We start from the raw sequence: 17,680 nt of genomic DNA on the forward strand, positions 1-17,680 counted from the left end.
TCAACTTTTTTCTTTACACATATTGATAAAGTACTGGTGCAAGCGCACATCATCAGTCAATTCTGGATGAAAAGAAGTTACCAACATATTTTTTTCTTGGGCTGCAACGATTTGATTATCAACTGTTGCTAGAATTTCTACATCTTCTCCAACACTACTGATAATCGGACCGCGAATAAAAGTCATTGGAATCTTACCAACTCCCTTACATTCTGCTTCGGTATAAAAACTTCCAAGCTGGCGTCCATAAGCATTGCGCTCGACCACCATATCCATAGTTCCTAGATGACTCTCTTCCTGGGAAGCAATTTCCTTAGCCAGCAAAATCAAGCCAGCACAGGTCCCAAAGACTGGTAAACCAGATAGAATGGCTTCTCGGATGGGAATCAACATGTTCTGGTCTCGTAAGAGCTTGCCCATGGTTGTAGACTCACCTCCAGGTAATATCAAACCCGACAAGTCACTCTGATTTTGCTGAAAATCCTCTAAATTTCTGATTTCAACACTCTCGACATCTAATAGATCTAGCACTTCTGCATGTTCTGCAAAGGCACCTTGCAAGGCCAATATTCCGATTTTCATCTATTTTCCTCGCTCAGCCATGAGAATTTTGATTTCATTTTCATTGATACCAACCATGGCTTCTCCTAAATCTTCAGAGATTTGAGCTAAGACTTGAGGATTACGGAAGTTAGTCACAGCCTTAACAATAGCACTCGCTCGTTTAACAGGATCTCCTGACTTAAAAATACCTGAACCGACAAATACACCTTCTGCCCCTAATTGCATCATCAACGCAGCATCTGCTGGCGTTGCAACGCCTCCAGCTGCGAAGTTTACAACTGGCAATTTCCCATGTTCATGGACATATTGAACCAATTCTACAGGAACTTGCAAGTCCTTGGCAGCAACATAAAGTTCGTCCTCACGTAGGTTTTGAATGCGACGAATTTCCTGATTCATCATACGCATATGACGAACAGCTTGGACGATATCCCCCGTCCCCGGTTCTCCTTTGGTACGAATCATAGAAGCACCTTCAGCGATACGACGCAAGGCTTCTCCCAAGTCCTTAGCTCCACAGACAAAAGGAACTTGGAATTCTTTCTTATCCACATGGAAACGGTCGTCAGCTGGAGATAAAACCTCACTCTCATCGATATAGTCAATCTCAATAGCCTCTAAAATCTGAGCTTCAACAAAATGCCCGATTCTGACCTTGGCCATTACTGGAATACTAACCGCTTCTTGAATTTCCTTAATCATCTTTGGATCACTCATACGGGAAACACCACCAGCTGCACGAATATCAGCTGGAATCCGCTCCAAGGCCATAACAGCAGCCGCACCAGCAGCCTCTGCAATACGAGCCTGTTCAGGATTTTGAACGTCCATGATAACCCCACCTTTGAGCATCTGCGCCAAGTTTTTATTTAATTCATAACGATTTTCAGTCATTTGTTTTATCCTCATCATTTGTATTGGTAGCTACCATTTCATTTTAAGTTAGATTAGAATGAATCACAAGATAAAAAAATCGAAATTGTATGGGGACAGATTATCTAAAAAACTATCTGACCTTAACTTAAGGCCAGATAGTTCATCAAATTTTATTTTTCAGCTGTAAGAGCAGCCATTGTGATGTAGTTGTATGGTTTGTTGAAGTGTGGCAAGAAGAAGAGGTCTGTCAATGCCAATTTATCAATTGTCACATGCTCTTGGATAGCAAGTGAGAACATGTGGATTCCCATGCTGATTGCAGAATCGTGTGAAACCATTTGGGCACCAAGAATTTCACGGCTATCTTTGTCAAAGACAATCTTGATTGCTACTTCATGGTTGTCATGTTTCATGAATTCTGGTTTTTGAAGATCGTTAAAGCCTGTTTCAGTCGCATTGTAACCAGCAGCTTTCGCTTTTTCAAGAGTCAAACCAGTTGAAACCATGTGAAGACCGTAGATAGAGATACCGTTTGAACCTTGAACACCGATACCTTCCAATTCATGGCCACATGCGTTGTAAGCACCAACGATACCAGTACGAACAGCATTTGAAGCAAGGGCGATGTAGCTAGTGTCTTTACGAGCATTGTCATAAACAGTCGCACAGTCACCAACTGCAAATACACCTGGGATAGATGTTTCTTGTTTCTTATCTACAAGGAAGGCACCGTTGCGGAAGAGTTCAATTTTACCATCAGCAAGAGCTGTGTTTGGACGGAAACCAACTGCAAGAACAACCATATCCACATCGAAAGTTTCTTTATCAGTAATCAAGCGTTCAACTTTACCATCACCTTGGATAGCTTTTACTGTTTGACCAAGCGCCAAGCGGATGTTGTTTTCTTCCAAGTTCTTCGCCATCATTTGAGTGAAGTCTTTGTCGTAGTAGCCGTTCAAAACAGTGTCTACGATATCAACAAGGACAACTTCTTTTCCAAGACGCTCGAAAGCTTCAGCAAGTTCAACACCGATATAACCACCACCAACAACAGCGATGCGCTCAAGGTGTTTGCTCTTGTCAGCAAGTTTTTCGATGACTTCTTCTGCGTTTTGGTACAACTTAACAAATTGAACATTTTCAAGTGTTGCTTTGAATTCGCGGTTACCCTTAACAATTTCAACACCTTCAATTGGTGGCAAGATTGGTGTAGAACCTGTAGCGAAAATCAATTTATCGTAAGATTCTTTATGTTCTTGACCTTCAACTTCTGCAGTCACAACTTTGTTGTCGTAGTCAATTGAAAGAACAGGTGAGTTCATGTAAACTTTAGCACCTTTTGCTTCCAATTTTTCCTTATCAGAATAGAACAAGCCTTCAGCACCGTCAATTTGTTCCCCAATCCAAAGGGCCATTCCACATCCTAGGAAAGAGATGTTAGAGTTTTGGTCAAATACAACAATTTCGTTCTCATTTCCAAAATTATCCAACATGGTATTGATACATGCTGTACCAGCGTGGTTAGCACCGACTACAACGATTTTACTCATAGAAAAATTCCTACCTTCAATTTTAAATTTACTCTACTAGTATAACATTTACTGTTAGCGTTTACAAGTGGTTTACTATTATTTCAGGATTTTTTATCAAAAATAATTCTCCATTTATCCTGTTTTCAAGCCTCATGAATTTTATGAGCATATTTCTTGACTTTTTCCAAATTTTATTTGTGAAAAGTCTAACTTTATGGTATTCTAATAACATGAAAATAAAATGTAAGGGCTTCAATTTAGATAATTACTTGATATTACAACTTATTTTCTATAAGAGAAAGGAGTTGGTAGCTTGCCTCTAAGTTCACATTCCGAACGGCTAATGGGGACTACTATCACTATTTCATTAGTAGATGAGCGAGCCGATGGCTTGCTCCAAAAATCCTTTGATTTACTCAGAGAGCTAGAATACCGCTTCAATGCCAATAGTCAGAAATCGGAGTTGATGGAAATCAATCATCAAGCTGGAATAGCTCCAGTCAAAGTTCATCCAGACCTGTTTAAATTGATTTCACTTGGGTTAGAGCATAGCCTAGCACCCTCTAGCTATCTCAATATCAGCATTGGTCCCCTAATTCAAACCTGGCGCATCGGTTTTTCAGATGCCAAAGTCGCCCAACCTCAAGAAATTGAATCGGTGCTGCCTCTAATCAATCCTCATTTTATCGAGTTAGATTCTTCTACTTCTACTGTGTTTTTAAAACAGAAAGGAATGAAGATCGATCTTGGTTGTTTAGCCAAAGGATACAGTGCGGATAAGGTTGCCCAATTTCTGAGAGAAGAGGGAGTGACATCTGCCTTAATCAATCTGGGAGGGAATATCCTGACCATTGGAAAAAATCAGGCAAGAGGAAATCAGCCTTGGCAAATAGGGATTCAAGACCCAGCCAATCCGAGGGGAAATCACTTAATGACCATTCCTGTTGTCAATCAATCTGTCGTGACTTCAGGCATTTATGAACGTTACCTGACCGTCGATGGACAAGATTACCATCACATTTTTGACAGCCAAACAGGATACCCTGTTGAAACAGAACTCGCTAGTCTCACAATCATCTCTGATAAATCAGTTGATGGCGAAATCTGGACAACTCGACTCTTTGGAGAAAGACCAGCTTCTATCCTCTGGCAAGTCGAAAGTTTGAAGGGCATCGAAGCCATCCTCATCGATAAGGAAGGCCACCTAAGCTGTTCTTCAGGAATTCCTACTCTATAGAGACAACTGTTTCAATGGAGTTTTAAAATCGTATTATGTAAAAAGAGAAAGGAAATCTCATGTTAAAACTTATTGCTATTGTTGGAACAAATTCAAAACGTTCTACAAACCGTCAATTGCTTCAATACATGCAAAAACACTTTGCTGACAAAGCTGAAATTGAACTTGTTGAAATTAAAGACATTCCTGTCTTCAACAAACCAGCTGACAAGCAAGTACCTGCTGAAATTCTGGAAATTGCTGCTAAAATTGAAGAGGCAGATGGTGTTATTATCGGTACTCCTGAGTACGACCACTCTATCCCAGCTGTTTTGATGAGCGCTCTTGCTTGGTTGTCTTATGGTATTTACCCACTCTTGAACAAACCAATCATGATTACAGGTGCTTCTTACGGTACGCTTGGTTCATCACGTGCTCAAATGCAACTTCGCCAAATCTTGAATGCTCCAGAAATCAAAGCAAGTGTCCTTCCAGATGAATTCTTGCTTTCACATTCTCTTCAAGCCTTTAATCCAAGTGGAGATCTAGTAGATCTTGATGTTATTAAAAAACTGGATGCCACTTTTGACGACTTCCGTATCTTTGTAAAAATCACAGAAAAATTGCGCAACGCACAAGCCCTACTTCGCAAAGATGCTGAAGACTTTGACTGGGAAAATTTGTAAGATAGGAGACCAAAAAGAATGAAATTTGTTGGACTTGTAGGATCAAACTACGATCAATCATATAACCGTAAACTCTTGGAATTCATCCGTCGTCACTTCAAACTCAAATTTGAATTAGAAGTTCTCGAAATTGATGAAGTTCCAATGTTTAACCAAGACGAAAAATGGGATGAAAGTTTCCAATTACGTTATTTATATAACAAAATTACTCGTGCTGATGGTGTCATTATTGCTACTCCTGAGCACAACCACACAATCTCAGCTTCTCTAAAATCGGTTCTTGAATGGCTTTCATACGAAGTTCATCCATTTGAAAACAAACCAGTTATGATTGTGGGAGCTTCTTACTACGACCAAGGTACTTCTCGTGCCCAAGTTCACCTTCGTAAGATTCTTGACGCTCCAGGTGTCAATGCCTACACTCTTCCAGGAAATGAATTCCTTCTTGGTAAAGCCAAAGAAGCTTTTGATGTTGATGGGAATATAACAAATGAAGGAACTGTTAATTTCCTTGAAACATGTTTAGACAACTTTGTAAAATATGTGGGAGTCGTTTCAAAATTGAAAAAACCAAAACCAATCGCACCAGAAGATTTATATTGTACAAAACCAATCGCAACTACAATTCAAGGTGTTGACCCTGATGATCCTGAATGGGTAGAAAAAGCAGCTGAGCTTGTTGGAGCTGTTTCAGGAGATACTTACGTTAAATTAGACCACGGTATCTTGACAGTTAACCAAATTGATATGTTCTTGAAAGCAATGCCATTTGAGTTGACATATGCGGATGATAATAACCAATTCTTGTACTATAATAACGCCCATCAAGATCCAAATACAATGTATGGTAAACGTGTGCGCGTTCAAGCAGGTAGCCGACTAGGAACAGTACATGCTTCCCTACCACCTGAAAGAATGAAAAACGTTGAATGGGTTGTCGGTGTACTACGTAACGGAGATCAAGAATATGTCCGTACAATTGTGCCGGGAACACCTGAAGGTGTTATCAATACACATAACTACAAGGCAATGTACTATCCAGATGGTTCATATGCTGGAATCAATGAAATCATCTTCAATTTCCAACCATGGCTCGATTGGTACTTGGAAACAACTGGTCAACGTCTAGTTGGTGGAAATGCTGCAGCTCCTGCTGGAGGACATGGCGGAGCAGATGCTACATCTGGAGCTTCTGATTCAAGTGATGCTGGAGGTCACGGTGGTGGCGCAGACGCTACAGCTGGTGCAAGTTACTAATGATAGTTTTAGGAACCATTTTGGTTCCTTTTTTAGTTAAAAAAGACTAGCAGTTTGTATCTGCTAGTCTTTTGATTATTATTTCACCTATCCTTGTTAAAAGAAAGAATACTTATTATGAATTTGGGTCATCAAGACTACGGCCATGTAACCCTTTTTCACGTTGGGCTTGGCGTAGTTTTTCTGGTGTAACATCGTTCCCTTCTTCGTCTACAATTTTGATTCCCTCAATGTGATGACGAACAGTGCGACGATAACCTTCGATGTACTCCTCACGTAGTTTGGCTTGTTCTACTTTTTCTTCTGGGGTCAAGCCTTCTGTTTTTTTCTTTTTAGCAAGTTCGTTGATACGATCAATTTTTTTAGGATCCATGTTTCTCTCCTTTATGATAAGATTTAATCCGTTTAACAGATTTTATTTGGTATTGATTTGGTTAAAACGTGCAAGTTTAGCTGCTTTCTTGGTTAATTGCGACAAGATTGCCAAACGATTTTGTCGAACAGTCTGATCTTCAGCCATAACCATAGTATTCTCAAAGAAGGCATCGATGACAGGGCTAAGCGCAAAGAGATGTTTCAATTGTTGACTTGCAGTCCCTGACAAAACAAGTGATTCTACTGCTTCTGCCAAGGCTTTCTCTTCTTCATTTTCAAAGAGAGCTGAATCAACTGTAGCTACTACTTCTGCCTTCTCAGCCAAGTTAAAGGCACGAGAAAGTGATTCAACAGATGGTTTAAAGTCTTCTTCCTTGCTTGCTTCTACGAGAGCACTTGCTGCTTCCAACATATCCGCCACAACAAAGTTTGAACCTGCAAGAACGGCTTCCTTGATGTCTTTTGGAGTAGATCCCATCATCTTATCAACACGAGCCTTGATAAAGTCCATAACCTCTGCCTTATTTTCATAAGTCAAGCTGTCAAATGTTAGAGCATAAAGGCTATCAATCAGCTCGTCCATAGCAATGTGCCAACCAAAAGCATCCAAGATACGAACCACACCTTGGGTCGCACGACGAAGGGCATACGGGTCATTAGAACCTGATGGAATCAAGCCTACTGAGAAGAAACTCAAAATCGTATCCAATTTATCTGCAATGGCAAGCACTGCGCCGACCTTGCTCTCTGGAAGTTCTCCTTCGGCTGATGTAGGCATGTAGTGTTCACGAATAGCAGCTGCTACCGCTGGAGTTTCCCCAGCAAGAAGGGCATATTTTTCACCCATAATTCCTTGAAGCTCGTCAAATTCGCCAACCATACCTGTCAACAAGTCAAACTTGTAAATGGCTGCTGCACGGGCTAGGTCAATCGTTTCATCCGCTGACAAGCCTGCTTTTTCTGCTAAGAGAATAGCAATCTGACCCGTACGAATCATGTGTTCACGAAGGGAACCAATCTTCTCATGGAAAGTCACATTGTTTAATTTTTCAACAAGATCTGAAATGACCAATTTTTGATCTTCACGCCAGAAGAATTCACCGTCTTCCAAGCGGGCTACCAAGACTTTTTCATTACCTTTGATGACATTTTCCAAATGCTCTGCGTTTCCGTTACGGACTGAAATGAAGTTTGGCAAGAGTTTACCATCTTGATCACGAACAACAAAGTAACGTTGGTGTTCTTTCATTGAAGTCACCAAAACTTCTTCTGGAACTTCAAGGTATTTGGCATCAAAACTTCCCATAAAGGCAGTTGGGTATTCAACCAAGTTCAAGACTTCATTCAGCAAATCAGCATCAATTTCGATACATACACTGTGTTCAGCTTCGATTGCCTTAATTTGGTCAATAATCATTTGCTCACGTTCACGTGGATCCGCGATTACAAACTGTGCACGAAGGTCTTCTTCATAGCTCAAAGCTGACTGAATCTTGGTTTCTTTTCCTAAGAAACGATGGCCACGGCTCACACGCCCTCCCTTAATATCAAGGAAATCTAAGTCAAACTCTTCTTCATCTAAAAGAACAGTTAAAGTGTGAACAGGGCGGATGTATTCAAAGGTGTTGTTAGCCCAGTGCATGCTGACAGGGAAAGTCAATGACTTCAAGACATCTACAACACCAGGAACAATGGCTTCAACTGCTTGACCAATTTCTTCCTTGGTAACATAGACATATTCTTCACCCTTAATTTCACGGAATTCGATATCTTCAACAGTCAAGCCTTTTCCACGGACAAATCCTTGAGCTGCTTTGGTGAAGTTCCCATCACTATCCAAGGCAATTTTCTTTGCTGGCCCCTTAAAATCTTCTGTCAAATCAGCCTGTTTGTCTGCAAGACCAGTTACACGAACAGCCAAACGACGTGGTGTTGAGAAGGTCTGAATAGCTTCAAAAGACAGACGGTTTTCCTTGAGGAAGGCTGCCATTTTTTCGCCTAGTTGTTTTTCACTTGGTGTGACAACATAGGCTGGTAATTCTTCAAGACCGAGTTCTACTAATAAGTTTTTTGTCATGTTTTTTCTCCGAAAAATATCTTTTTATTTTCCAGTTTGCCTTATGTGATTGGCACGCAAGCAACCAACTTCGTTGTTTCATTGCTAAAATTGGAGCCAAAAGTCTCCAATTTTGCCTAGTATCCTTAGCTTCACTAAGGATACCTTCATCACTGCGGCAACTGGTTCAGGGCTCACACTGTTCGCCCATTTTCGTAATTTGTCACTCTCTTTATTCTGCGTCTTCTGCTAAGAGTTTAGCTCGTGTTGCTTCATCTAAAAGTGGGTAGCCTAGGCGTTTTCGTTCTGCGACAAAGGTTTTAGCTACGACACGGGCCAAGTTACGGATACGAGCAATATAGCCTGCACGCTCTGTTACAGATACGGCACCACGCGCATCAAGCAGGTTAAAGGTGTGTGAACATTTGAGAACATAGTCATAGGCAGGGTGCACCAAGCCTTCTTCTAATGCACGACCAGCTTCTTTTTCAAACTTATCAAAGTTTTCCAGCAACATTTCTTGGTCCGAAATTTCAAATGAATATTTTGAGTGTTCGTACTCAGGCTGGATGAAGATTTCTCCGTATTTTACACCATCAGCCCATTCAATATCATAGACAGAATCCACTTCCTGAATATAAGAAGCCAAGCGCTCCAAACCATAGGTGACTTCCGCAGTCACAGGGCCAGTTGTCAATCCACCTACTTGTTGGAAATATGTGAACTGGGTGATTTCCATCCCATCAAGCCAAACTTCCCAACCAAGACCAGCTGAACCAGTTGATGGGTTTTCCCAGTTGTCCTCAACGAAACGAATATCGTGCTCCAAAGGATTGATTCCCAATTTTTCCAAAGACTCAAGGTACAGTTCCTGAATATTTGATGGAGATGGCTTCATGACCACTTGGAATTGGTGGTGTTGGTAGAGACGGTTAGGGTTTTCCCCATAACGACCGTCAGCAGGACGACGTGATGGCTCTACATACGCTGCATTCCATGGCTCAGGTCCGATAGCACGAAGGAAAGTGTAAGGACTCATGGTTCCCGCACCTTTTTCATTGTCATAAGCCTGCATGAGCATACAACCTTGGTCATTCCAAAATTGTTGCAAAGTAAGGATGATTTCCTGGAAAGTCAATTTTTTAGACATTGTTTACTCCTTTTTCTATAAATTACTTGCGACACGAGTCTGCCTCGTCGATCATACGAGGCAAGACGAGTTAGTACTGCGTCTAGCTCAGACACTCTAGTGCTGAGCGTGGAGCAGCCCGACTGTAAGGAGATCTCTGCCACTGACGCAGTGAAATGTTAATTTTTTAGACATTGAATACTCCTTTTTTATAAATTACTTGCGACACGAGTCTACCTCGTCGATCATACGAGGCAAGACGAGTTAGTACTGCGTCTAGCTCAGGCACTCTAGTGCTGAGCGTGGGGCAGTCCGACTGTAAGGAGGTTTCTGCCACTGACGCAGTGAAATGTTAATTTCTTAGATATTGAATACTCCTTAATAAAAAATGATTTCTTGCGACACGAGTCTGCCTCGTCGATCATACGAGGCAAGACGAGTTAGTACTGCTTCTAGCTCAGGCATTCTAGTGCTGAGCGTGGAGCAGTCCGGCTGTAAGGAGGTTTCTGCCACTGACGCAGTGAAATGTTAATTTTTTAGACATTGTTTACTCCTTTAGTTTTTATATTTCTTTTTCAATTAATTTCTGCTGAACAAACCAATCCAACAAGGGAAGAGTTTTATCTGTATTTGCCCATAGATGATAAGAATCAAAGACCGCTTGTACACTACCTAGATTCTCTACCAACTTATCTATTGTCAAAAAACTACGCCAGTATTCGTAAAAAATACTTGCATAGTTCTTATCATAAGTCGAAGAACCAAAATCATTCAATGAATGCCAACCATACTTCTTCTGAAAAAGTTCTACGAGAGATTGATTACAAATTTTTTCCGCTTAAAATTCCTCTTCTGTCAAGAAATACTTGCGACTAATATATTCAACCATCCCCTCTTCGAACCAGATATAAGAGTCGTAACCATCAAAATCATCTAAAAAATGCTCCGACCAATGAGCTAACTCATGTCCTACAATCTGTAAGAGGAAATTTTCAGATAAAGAATGATAGTGACTTTCTATTGCTTGAGTTTGCTCAGAACACTCGTAGCCCATCAACTGATACAAATACAACTCTTTCCAAACAGCTAAATCAGGCGTCATAACCATTCGTCTATTATTTGTATAGGCTGGAACAGCGCTTTCCCTAATAATCTGTGTAGCAGCATTAAAACTTGACCAAATAACGGCTTGCGGTAAATCACAGACTGCAAGTTCATTCTTTAAAAAAGATTGATAATCTTTCAACTTTTCAGTATTTCTTACTACAAAATCACGAAATGCAGCTAGTTGACTATCGTCTTTTACAAGATAAAGGTTTTCCACGTCTCTCCTTTCTTTCACACAATAGACTGAATAAGCAAAAGAACCGCGTCCGACAATCCTAGGTTGATTTAACCTAGGGGCGTCAGAAACGCGGTTCCACCCTAATTTATTACTTCATTGTTTTTGAAAATACTACAGAAAGCGCCAGCTCTTGATTTTGTTCTACTTGGCTCCCACTATCCCAAGCTCGCTTGAAGAACGCCATAAGACTTTCTTTCCTGTTGACTATTATATCAAAAATTAGAATAATGTACAATTCTTTTTATGATTTTCTAAAAATCCATATCATCAACTCGTGGAGCACCCGACTGAACCGCTATCATTTTTAAGGTTTCTCGTTCCTCTTGGCTCAGTTCAATTCCGAAACAATCAAGATTAGCCTGAATACGAGAGGCTGTGACAGATTTTGGAAGTGGTAGAAATCCTTCTGCCAAGCTCCAGGCCAAGGCTATCTGAGCAACAGACTTTCCGTGATTTGCTGCGATTTCTTGCACTTGCTTGCTATCAAACAGTTCTCCCTGACCAAAAGGTCCCCAAGCTTCCAATAAAATTCCTTTTTCTCGACAGTAAGCTACGACTTCCTCTTGATAGACACCTGGTGCCAAGCGAACCTGATTGACCGCTGGAAGAATTTTTGCTGTTTCAAGCAAGGCATCCAAATGATGGGGAAGAAAATTGCTAACGCCGATAGCACGGATTTTCCCTTCTTGATAGAGGTCTTCCATCGCTCTCCAAACTTCCGCATTGCGAGTTTTCCATGCGTCATTTTCTCTAAGTGGTTTTGGGTTCGGCCAATGAATCAAATACAGATCCAAATATTCCAATCCCAGCTTCTCTAAAGACTCTTCAAAAGCCTGACAAGCTTGCTCATAGGTTTGCTGACTATTCCAAAGCTTGGTAGTTACGAACAATTCCTCTCGTGGAACTCCGCTATCTTGAATGGCACGACCAACGCTTTCTTCATTCTGATAAATCGCTGCCGTATCAATATGACGATAACCAGCCTTCAAGGCTTCTAACACTGCACGATAGGCTTCTTCTCCATCCTTAGCCTTAAAAGTTCCAAATCCCAATACTGGAATTTCTACTCCATTATTTAATTGATAGGTATTCATATGCTTCTCCTTCTATTTTATACTCTCTTCAAACCACGTCAACGTCGCCTTGCCGTAGGTATTGTTACTGACTTCGTCAGTTCTATCCACAACCTCAAAACCATGTTTTGAGCAACCTGCGGCTAGTTTCCTAGTTTGCTCTTTGATTTTCATTGAGTATTATTTATCATTTATAGCATAAATTTTTTTACTAATTAGTACTATCTTCTGTAAAAAATAAGTCTATCACATATCTGACAGACCTATTTTTTCTTGCTTATTCATCACGACTATAATACAGTTCATGAGCTTTTAGGCGAGTATTGAGCATCTCTGGTATGGTCACAAAGGTATAACCTTGATTTTTCAAATACTCAATGACCCTTGGCAAGGCATTGACTGTCGGACTGTGAATATCATGCATCAAAACGATAGAGCCGTTAGCTACTTGATGCTGAATTTCCGTCAAAATAGCTGCTTCATTTTTACTCTTCCAGTCCAGACTATCCACATCCCACATGATAAAGCTCAAATCGAGGCTATTGCGAATATCATCTGTAATAGCTCCATAAGGCGGACGCATGAGTTTAGAACTAGAACCCAGCACTTTAGTTAGCACATCCTCAGTATCAGTAATCTGCTTTTTAGCTTCATCAAGAGAAAGTTGCGAGAGAATCGGATGGCTCCAACTATGGTTTCCAACAACATGACCTTCAGATTTTATCCTCTTCACCAAGTCCTCATTCCCAGAAACATTTTTCCCAAGCACAAAGAAAGTGGCTTTAACACCATATTTAGCTAGGGTCTCTAATGCCTGCGGGGTCGTTGCTGGATTTGGACCATCATCAAAGGTTAGAGCGACAACTTTTTGATGTTTCTTTTCAAAGTAAGACTGGTACAAGGCTGCGTCTTTTTCAAGTAAGTACGAAGATTGGATAACATCAAAGAAAGCAGATACTGGCAAGGCTATCTCTTCTAAATTTTCAACCACAGGACTTGGATAAAGGATAATCTGACTATCCTTGTAATCAAAATTCCATGCAGACAAGTCTTGGTCAGAGAAGCTTTTTACAATCTGGTCACTCTGGTTTTGCTCTATTTTTTTATCCTCTATAAAGGAGGTGATTTCTTTTATCAGCTGTTCCTTAGCTTTACTAGCATCTGAAAACAGTTGGTCAAGTGTAAAAGGTTGCCCATCTTCTGTTAAGTGAACCTTTCCTAGACTGGTCTTTTCAGTCTCTTCAACCTTAAAATCAACTAAATCATAGATTTGTTTGGTTACATTACGATTGACGACTCCCTTTAAACCTGACTCTTCTTGCTCTGTATAGTAGAAAACAAGAGTGTCCTTACTTTCTAGCTTGTCCTTAATGTCTTTATTTATCAGCTCCTTAGCAGACGAAATCACTTGTTCCCCTTGGAGAGGATAATAGGCAATCACTTCGGCTTGACCCTTACGAAAATGCTCCTTCTGATTTCCCTCACTCAATTGATCGTCTTTCTCTTTTTTGAGCGATTCAATTTTTTGCTCAAAACTTTTTTGCTGATACATTTTAAAAGCAATAAATCCGCCTAATAAGCAAATAGAAATTGCTAAAATACCAATCAAAGCCAATAATACATGTCTCTTTTTCCCGTGTCTGCCACGTCCCAGTCTACTTTTATTCATATTTATATCATAACAAATTTGAGCAATAATTTCAATGATACAGTTTGGCAATCCACAATTCCCCTAGAAAGCCAAATCATCTCACATCAACTCGATCAGCCCTATCTGTAGAGATTATGTAGTTTTCTATCTATGGAATTTCTAGTGGATTGAAGCTAGAATAGACACCGTGACTTCTAAAAACATTCTGAGAAATTGATTTATTTTTCTCAATCTATTTATCCTCAAACATCCCTACACCTCTGATATTTTCTTGATAATACTATATACCCAGACACTTGTAGTTTTACCTTCAGCTAGTAATGTTGACTTTTCTTCTTCAGATAATTTTTTCCGTAAGTAGTCAATCTGCTGAGAAGTAATGTTCTCTTTCCCCATTGCCTTGACAGATTGTATCACCATTGCAGTTAAGGTTGACATATTTGAAATATCTCCATTATTTCTATGCTTAAATTCTATCCTTGCCTTACCAACATTAAAACTGGCATACCTTCCATCTGATATATAGGTCCATTTTGCTGGTACCTGCGTAGATAAACCAAGTAAATTCAGGGCTGTGTTTCCCGATGGAGCAATGGTCCAATTATATTTTCTAGCAATAGCATCAGCAACTTCATCCACAGACGCCATTGCATACTCTCCAATCAGTTCTATATATTTTGGTTTATAATAAATACCTTTCAAAATGCGAGTAACCTTTTTGTCTTTTACAAGACGATTTAATGTACTACGAACAGTTTCATATCCTGCAATATCAAAGAAATCATTTGCTATAAAAACTTGATTCGATTCAAAATTTTCTATCCTGTTTACTATTTCCTGCTTATAGTTCATCTATCACGCCTCCTTTGCACCGAATATGATGCTATTTTTGGTGCAAAAAGTCAAATGAGAGTCATTTTATCAAGAGGGAACAGACCTCTTACAATTTCTTATGTAACATCTCTATCCATTTTTATCCTATTTCTTATTTCAGTAATAGCTTGATTATAAAAATCATGATAGTCAGCCGTATTTATTTCTTTTATAATACCGCCATATGTACACAAGAGTATTCTCACAGTAACATCTAAGTCTCCAACTTTAGAGTAAAAATATACCTTTGTAAATTCAAAATGTTTCTTCTTGTATGCGAGTAGCCACCACAAATCGATTTCAGCTAAATCTAAAGCAAAACCAAGGATATGAACATCATTGCTTACAAAACAATCAATCCATGAATGATGATAAAAATCATTTTTAGAATTCCATCTCCTTAATAATTCAGACGTATATCCTATCACCTGCGAAAGCAAATAGCCATAATAGTATTGTCCTAGTATAATAGACTTTTTTCTGGTTGCTATTCCATGTATATGCCATAGTTTTTTTCGATCACCTAATTTTATATACTGGTAAATTCCTAGCTCCTTTTCCTTTTTACTGATTTCACCCTCCTTCCCATATCCATATAGATTTAAGATTTTTCCAATAGATGGATTAGTACAGATTGTTTTTTCAAATTCAAAGCTGTAATTCGTCGTCAAAATATTCTCTACTTCTAACGTTAATAAGTCCTCAAGAAACTCTTTCTTTCTTTTTGAAATCGTCATCTTATCCTTCAAAAAATCAGTTAGTTCCTCTGCGACAGTTTCTTCTTTCCCCTCATAGTTTACTGAAATCCTCATCGGAAAACTTAAAGAATCGCTTATCTCAGCATGTAATGAACGTTTCTCCGCCTCTTTTTCACCTCTAAACTTGTCGACATTAAAGAAATCATCATTTTCTGGCTCGCTTGCAAATAATCTATTGATTCCATTCCCTACTAATAAAATAGGTTTGTTTTTTCTACTTTCATGTTTCCCCATTCCATTACCCTTTCTATTTTTAAAGCGCTTACATACACTCCTAAAGAAAGATGGATAGAAAGACGCTTCTCAACTTCTTTCTATCCATTACTTCCTTCAAGAGTCCACACCAGCAATTCTCAGTTCCATTTCATGAACTATCTTACTTGTCTCGTGTTTCTTCTTTATCTTACTCTGCCATCGAAGACTTCTACTGATACTAAGGAGGAAGCATTCCCATCCAAAAGACGGTGTCCTGTCCCCAGAACCATTTCCCCGCTAGAAACTGGTATATTCCCACTACAGGTTTGCTACTAACTTTTCCTATCGTTATTATCCAGCAATGTAGTAACTTCTATGGTCGCCTGCGATATTTCACATGTCGCTTATCTTAACTGAGCAAGAATAGCTTTGAGTTTCTCAATCAACTCATCTTCTGTGTGCTCAGACTCTTTCTCATTGGCTAGGAAGGCAACTGCTTGAGCGAGAGCTTCTCGTGCTTGGTCAAGGACTTTCGCATCTACACTTGTAAGGTCGCCATCTTGCAGAACCTTAGTCAATTCCTTGGTCAATTTCTTGAGTTCTGACTCTTTCTTACGACGCGCGATGAGGAAGAGAAGGAGACCAAGAAGAGCGAGAAGGCTGCCAATCATCGTACCGTATGGAAGATGACCTTGCTCTTTCCTTGTTTCTTTCGTTTCTTCTTCATCCTTAGTCGCTTGCTTGCCTTTCAAGGATTCGAGTGCTTCTTTGACCTTGACAGTAATCTCTCTCAAGCCTGTCTCTGTCAAGTTAGCATTTCTAAGGGCTTCTTGACCCTCTCCGAGAATAATCTTCGCAGCGTCGATGACAGATTGATCAATACCATCCAAGTCTTTCAAACGAGTTTCCAATTCTTCAACCAATCGAGCAAGTTCAGACTTGTCAACAGGACGAGTCTCGCTAGGAGTTGTTGTATCGCCTGAATTGTTTGGAGTCGATGTAGAAACTGGAGTCTCCTGAACTGGAGTACTTGCTTGAGCCTGTCCAACAGTAGACGATGGAGTAGCAGGATTGCTATTACTACTATCGTCTGTCGTCACACCAGAGGCTGGAGTGTTGCCACTGTTACCTGGTGTCGCACTGTTGCTATTGCTGTCAGCAGGGGTGGTAGTAGCGCCGTTGTTAGTGTTAGCACTGTTATTAGTGTCGCCACTAGTATTGCTGTTACTACTATTGTCGGTATTATCACCGTTGTTGGTGTTAGCACTATTGTTAGTGTTACCATCATTACTTGGTACAGAAGTTGGTTTATCTACCAAGCCTTCTTTGGCTTTATCAAGTTCTTTCTTCGCTTCATCCACTTTCGCTTTCGCATCCGCTACGTCTTGTTCCGTTGCGTTCGCGTTCGCAATCACTTTTTCAGCTTCGGTTACAGCTTCTTGAGCTTTTGCCTTCGCGTCTTCATAAGCTTTCTTACTTGCTTCTGTCTTACCAGATGTTGATGCTCCTGGAGTAAGGGCTGCTTCCAAGTCCTCTTTCGCATTCGTCAGAGCTGTCTTGTCTGCTTTATCGACTAACTTCTCTTTCGCTTTGTCTAACTTACCTTGAGCTGCGGTTACTTTTTCTTGCGCTGCTTGAACTTCTGCTGCTGTCGCATCGGCACCTTTAGCTTTTGCGGCTTCTGCTGCTTGCTTAGCTGCTGTAACTTCGGCTTCTGCTTCTTTCTTAGCGGCTTCGTAAGCTTTAATACTTTCTGGTGTCTTACCTTCTGTACTTACGGCTTCATCTAACTTCGCGTTGTCTTCTGCTAATTTAGCTTTCGCTGTTTCTGTAGCTGCTGCGGTTACTGCATCTTCTGCTTTCTTCAACGCGTCTTTGGCTGCGTTTACTTTCGCTAGCTCTGCTTGAACAGCTTCTGGTGTCGCATTATCGTCCGCTATTACAGCTTCCGCTGCTTGCTTAGCTGCTTCTGCTTTTGTCTTAGCGTCGTTATAGGCAGTCACTTTGCTTGCTGGCTTGTCAGCTGTTGTTGGTACACTTGTGATTTCGCTTCCTAAGGCATTATTCGCATTCGTCAGAGCTGTCTTGTCTGCT

The 17,680-nt window shown here is 40.3% G+C and carries 15 protein-coding genes and 1 pseudogene; 3 read left to right on the top strand and 13 right to left on the bottom strand.

Annotated elements, in window-relative coordinates; translation table 11 throughout:
• The 3 genes from pdxT to nox form a co-directional block, all read right to left on the bottom strand.
• Window positions 1-582, bottom strand: coding sequence for a pyridoxal 5'-phosphate synthase glutaminase subunit PdxT (gene pdxT, locus OC530_RS05470; protein ID WP_262080280.1), 582 nt, complete (start codon window positions 580-582; stop codon window positions 1-3).
• The gene (pdxS, locus tag OC530_RS05475) at window positions 583-1,458 is read right to left on the bottom strand and encodes a pyridoxal 5'-phosphate synthase lyase subunit PdxS (RefSeq protein ID WP_262080282.1); all 876 of its coding nucleotides are present in this window, start codon (window positions 1,456-1,458) and stop codon (window positions 583-585) included.
• 152 nt (window positions 1,459-1,610) lie between these two features.
• A complete protein-coding gene (gene nox, locus OC530_RS05480; protein ID WP_262080284.1) occupies window positions 1,611-2,990 on the bottom strand; it encodes a H2O-forming NADH oxidase in 1,380 nt (459 codons plus the stop codon).
• 295 nt (window positions 2,991-3,285) lie between these two features.
• Between nox and OC530_RS05485 the strand changes: the two genes are divergently transcribed.
• Genes OC530_RS05485 through OC530_RS05495 form a run of 3 tightly spaced genes read left to right on the top strand, consistent with a single transcriptional unit; the run spans window position 3,286 to window position 6,131 of the window.
• The gene (locus OC530_RS05485) at window positions 3,286-4,209 is read left to right on the top strand and encodes an FAD:protein FMN transferase (protein WP_112444189.1); all 924 of its coding nucleotides are present in this window, start codon (window positions 3,286-3,288) and stop codon (window positions 4,207-4,209) included.
• 59 nt (window positions 4,210-4,268) lie between these two features.
• Window positions 4,269-4,874, top strand: coding sequence for an NADPH-dependent FMN reductase (locus OC530_RS05490; RefSeq protein WP_033677008.1), 606 nt, complete (start codon window positions 4,269-4,271; stop codon window positions 4,872-4,874).
• A gap of 18 nt (window positions 4,875-4,892) precedes the next feature.
• Complete coding sequence (locus tag OC530_RS05495) at window positions 4,893-6,131, top strand: NAD(P)H-dependent oxidoreductase (RefSeq protein WP_164226729.1); 1,239 nt, start codon at window positions 4,893-4,895, stop codon at window positions 6,129-6,131.
• Between the two features lie 115 nt (window positions 6,132-6,246).
• Here the strand turns inward: OC530_RS05495 and OC530_RS05500 are convergent, their stop codons facing one another.
• From OC530_RS05500 to OC530_RS05545, 10 genes and pseudogenes are all read right to left on the bottom strand, one after another.
• Complete coding sequence (locus tag OC530_RS05500; protein ID WP_050261374.1) at window positions 6,247-6,504, bottom strand: DUF896 family protein; 258 nt, start codon at window positions 6,502-6,504, stop codon at window positions 6,247-6,249.
• Between the two features lie 42 nt (window positions 6,505-6,546).
• Window positions 6,547-8,583: a glycine--tRNA ligase subunit beta gene (gene glyS, locus OC530_RS05505; RefSeq protein ID WP_262080295.1), complete on the bottom strand. Its 2,037-nt coding sequence runs from the start codon at window positions 8,581-8,583 to the stop codon at window positions 6,547-6,549.
• 211 nt (window positions 8,584-8,794) lie between these two features.
• A complete protein-coding gene (gene glyQ / locus OC530_RS05510) occupies window positions 8,795-9,712 on the bottom strand; it encodes a glycine--tRNA ligase subunit alpha (RefSeq protein WP_044814430.1) in 918 nt (305 codons plus the stop codon).
• A gap of 541 nt (window positions 9,713-10,253) precedes the next feature.
• Window positions 10,254-11,015: pseudogene (locus tag OC530_RS05515) on the bottom strand (elongation factor Tu).
• Window positions 11,016-11,287: 272 nt separating this feature from the next.
• Window positions 11,288-12,130 carry an aldo/keto reductase gene (locus tag OC530_RS05520; RefSeq protein WP_262080298.1) on the bottom strand — a complete coding sequence of 281 codons (843 nt, stop codon included), beginning with the start codon at window positions 12,128-12,130 and terminating at the stop codon, window positions 11,288-11,290.
• A 12-nt stretch (window positions 12,131-12,142) separates the two neighbouring features.
• Window positions 12,143-12,283 carry a hypothetical protein gene (locus tag OC530_RS05525; RefSeq protein ID WP_240149964.1) on the bottom strand — a complete coding sequence of 47 codons (141 nt, stop codon included), beginning with the start codon at window positions 12,281-12,283 and terminating at the stop codon, window positions 12,143-12,145.
• Window positions 12,284-12,386: 103 nt separating this feature from the next.
• The gene (gene pgdA, locus OC530_RS05530) at window positions 12,387-13,778 is read right to left on the bottom strand and encodes a peptidoglycan-N-acetylglucosamine deacetylase PgdA (RefSeq protein ID WP_262080306.1); all 1,392 of its coding nucleotides are present in this window, start codon (window positions 13,776-13,778) and stop codon (window positions 12,387-12,389) included.
• A gap of 234 nt (window positions 13,779-14,012) precedes the next feature.
• Window positions 14,013-14,612 (bottom strand): DUF6088 family protein, encoded by a 600-nt coding sequence (locus OC530_RS05535; protein WP_173235054.1) that lies wholly within the window; start codon window positions 14,610-14,612, stop codon window positions 14,013-14,015.
• 98 nt (window positions 14,613-14,710) lie between these two features.
• Window positions 14,711-15,625, bottom strand: coding sequence for a hypothetical protein (locus tag OC530_RS05540; RefSeq protein WP_240148972.1), 915 nt, complete (start codon window positions 15,623-15,625; stop codon window positions 14,711-14,713).
• 365 nt (window positions 15,626-15,990) lie between these two features.
• Window positions 15,991-17,680 (bottom strand): hypothetical protein (locus OC530_RS05545; RefSeq protein ID WP_262080309.1); only part of this gene is annotated, 1,690 nt, incomplete at its 5' end.

Source organism: Streptococcus sp. Marseille-Q5619 (genome assembly GCF_946901205.1).
In the GTDB taxonomy this organism is placed as follows: Bacteria; Bacillota; Bacilli; order Lactobacillales; family Streptococcaceae; genus Streptococcus.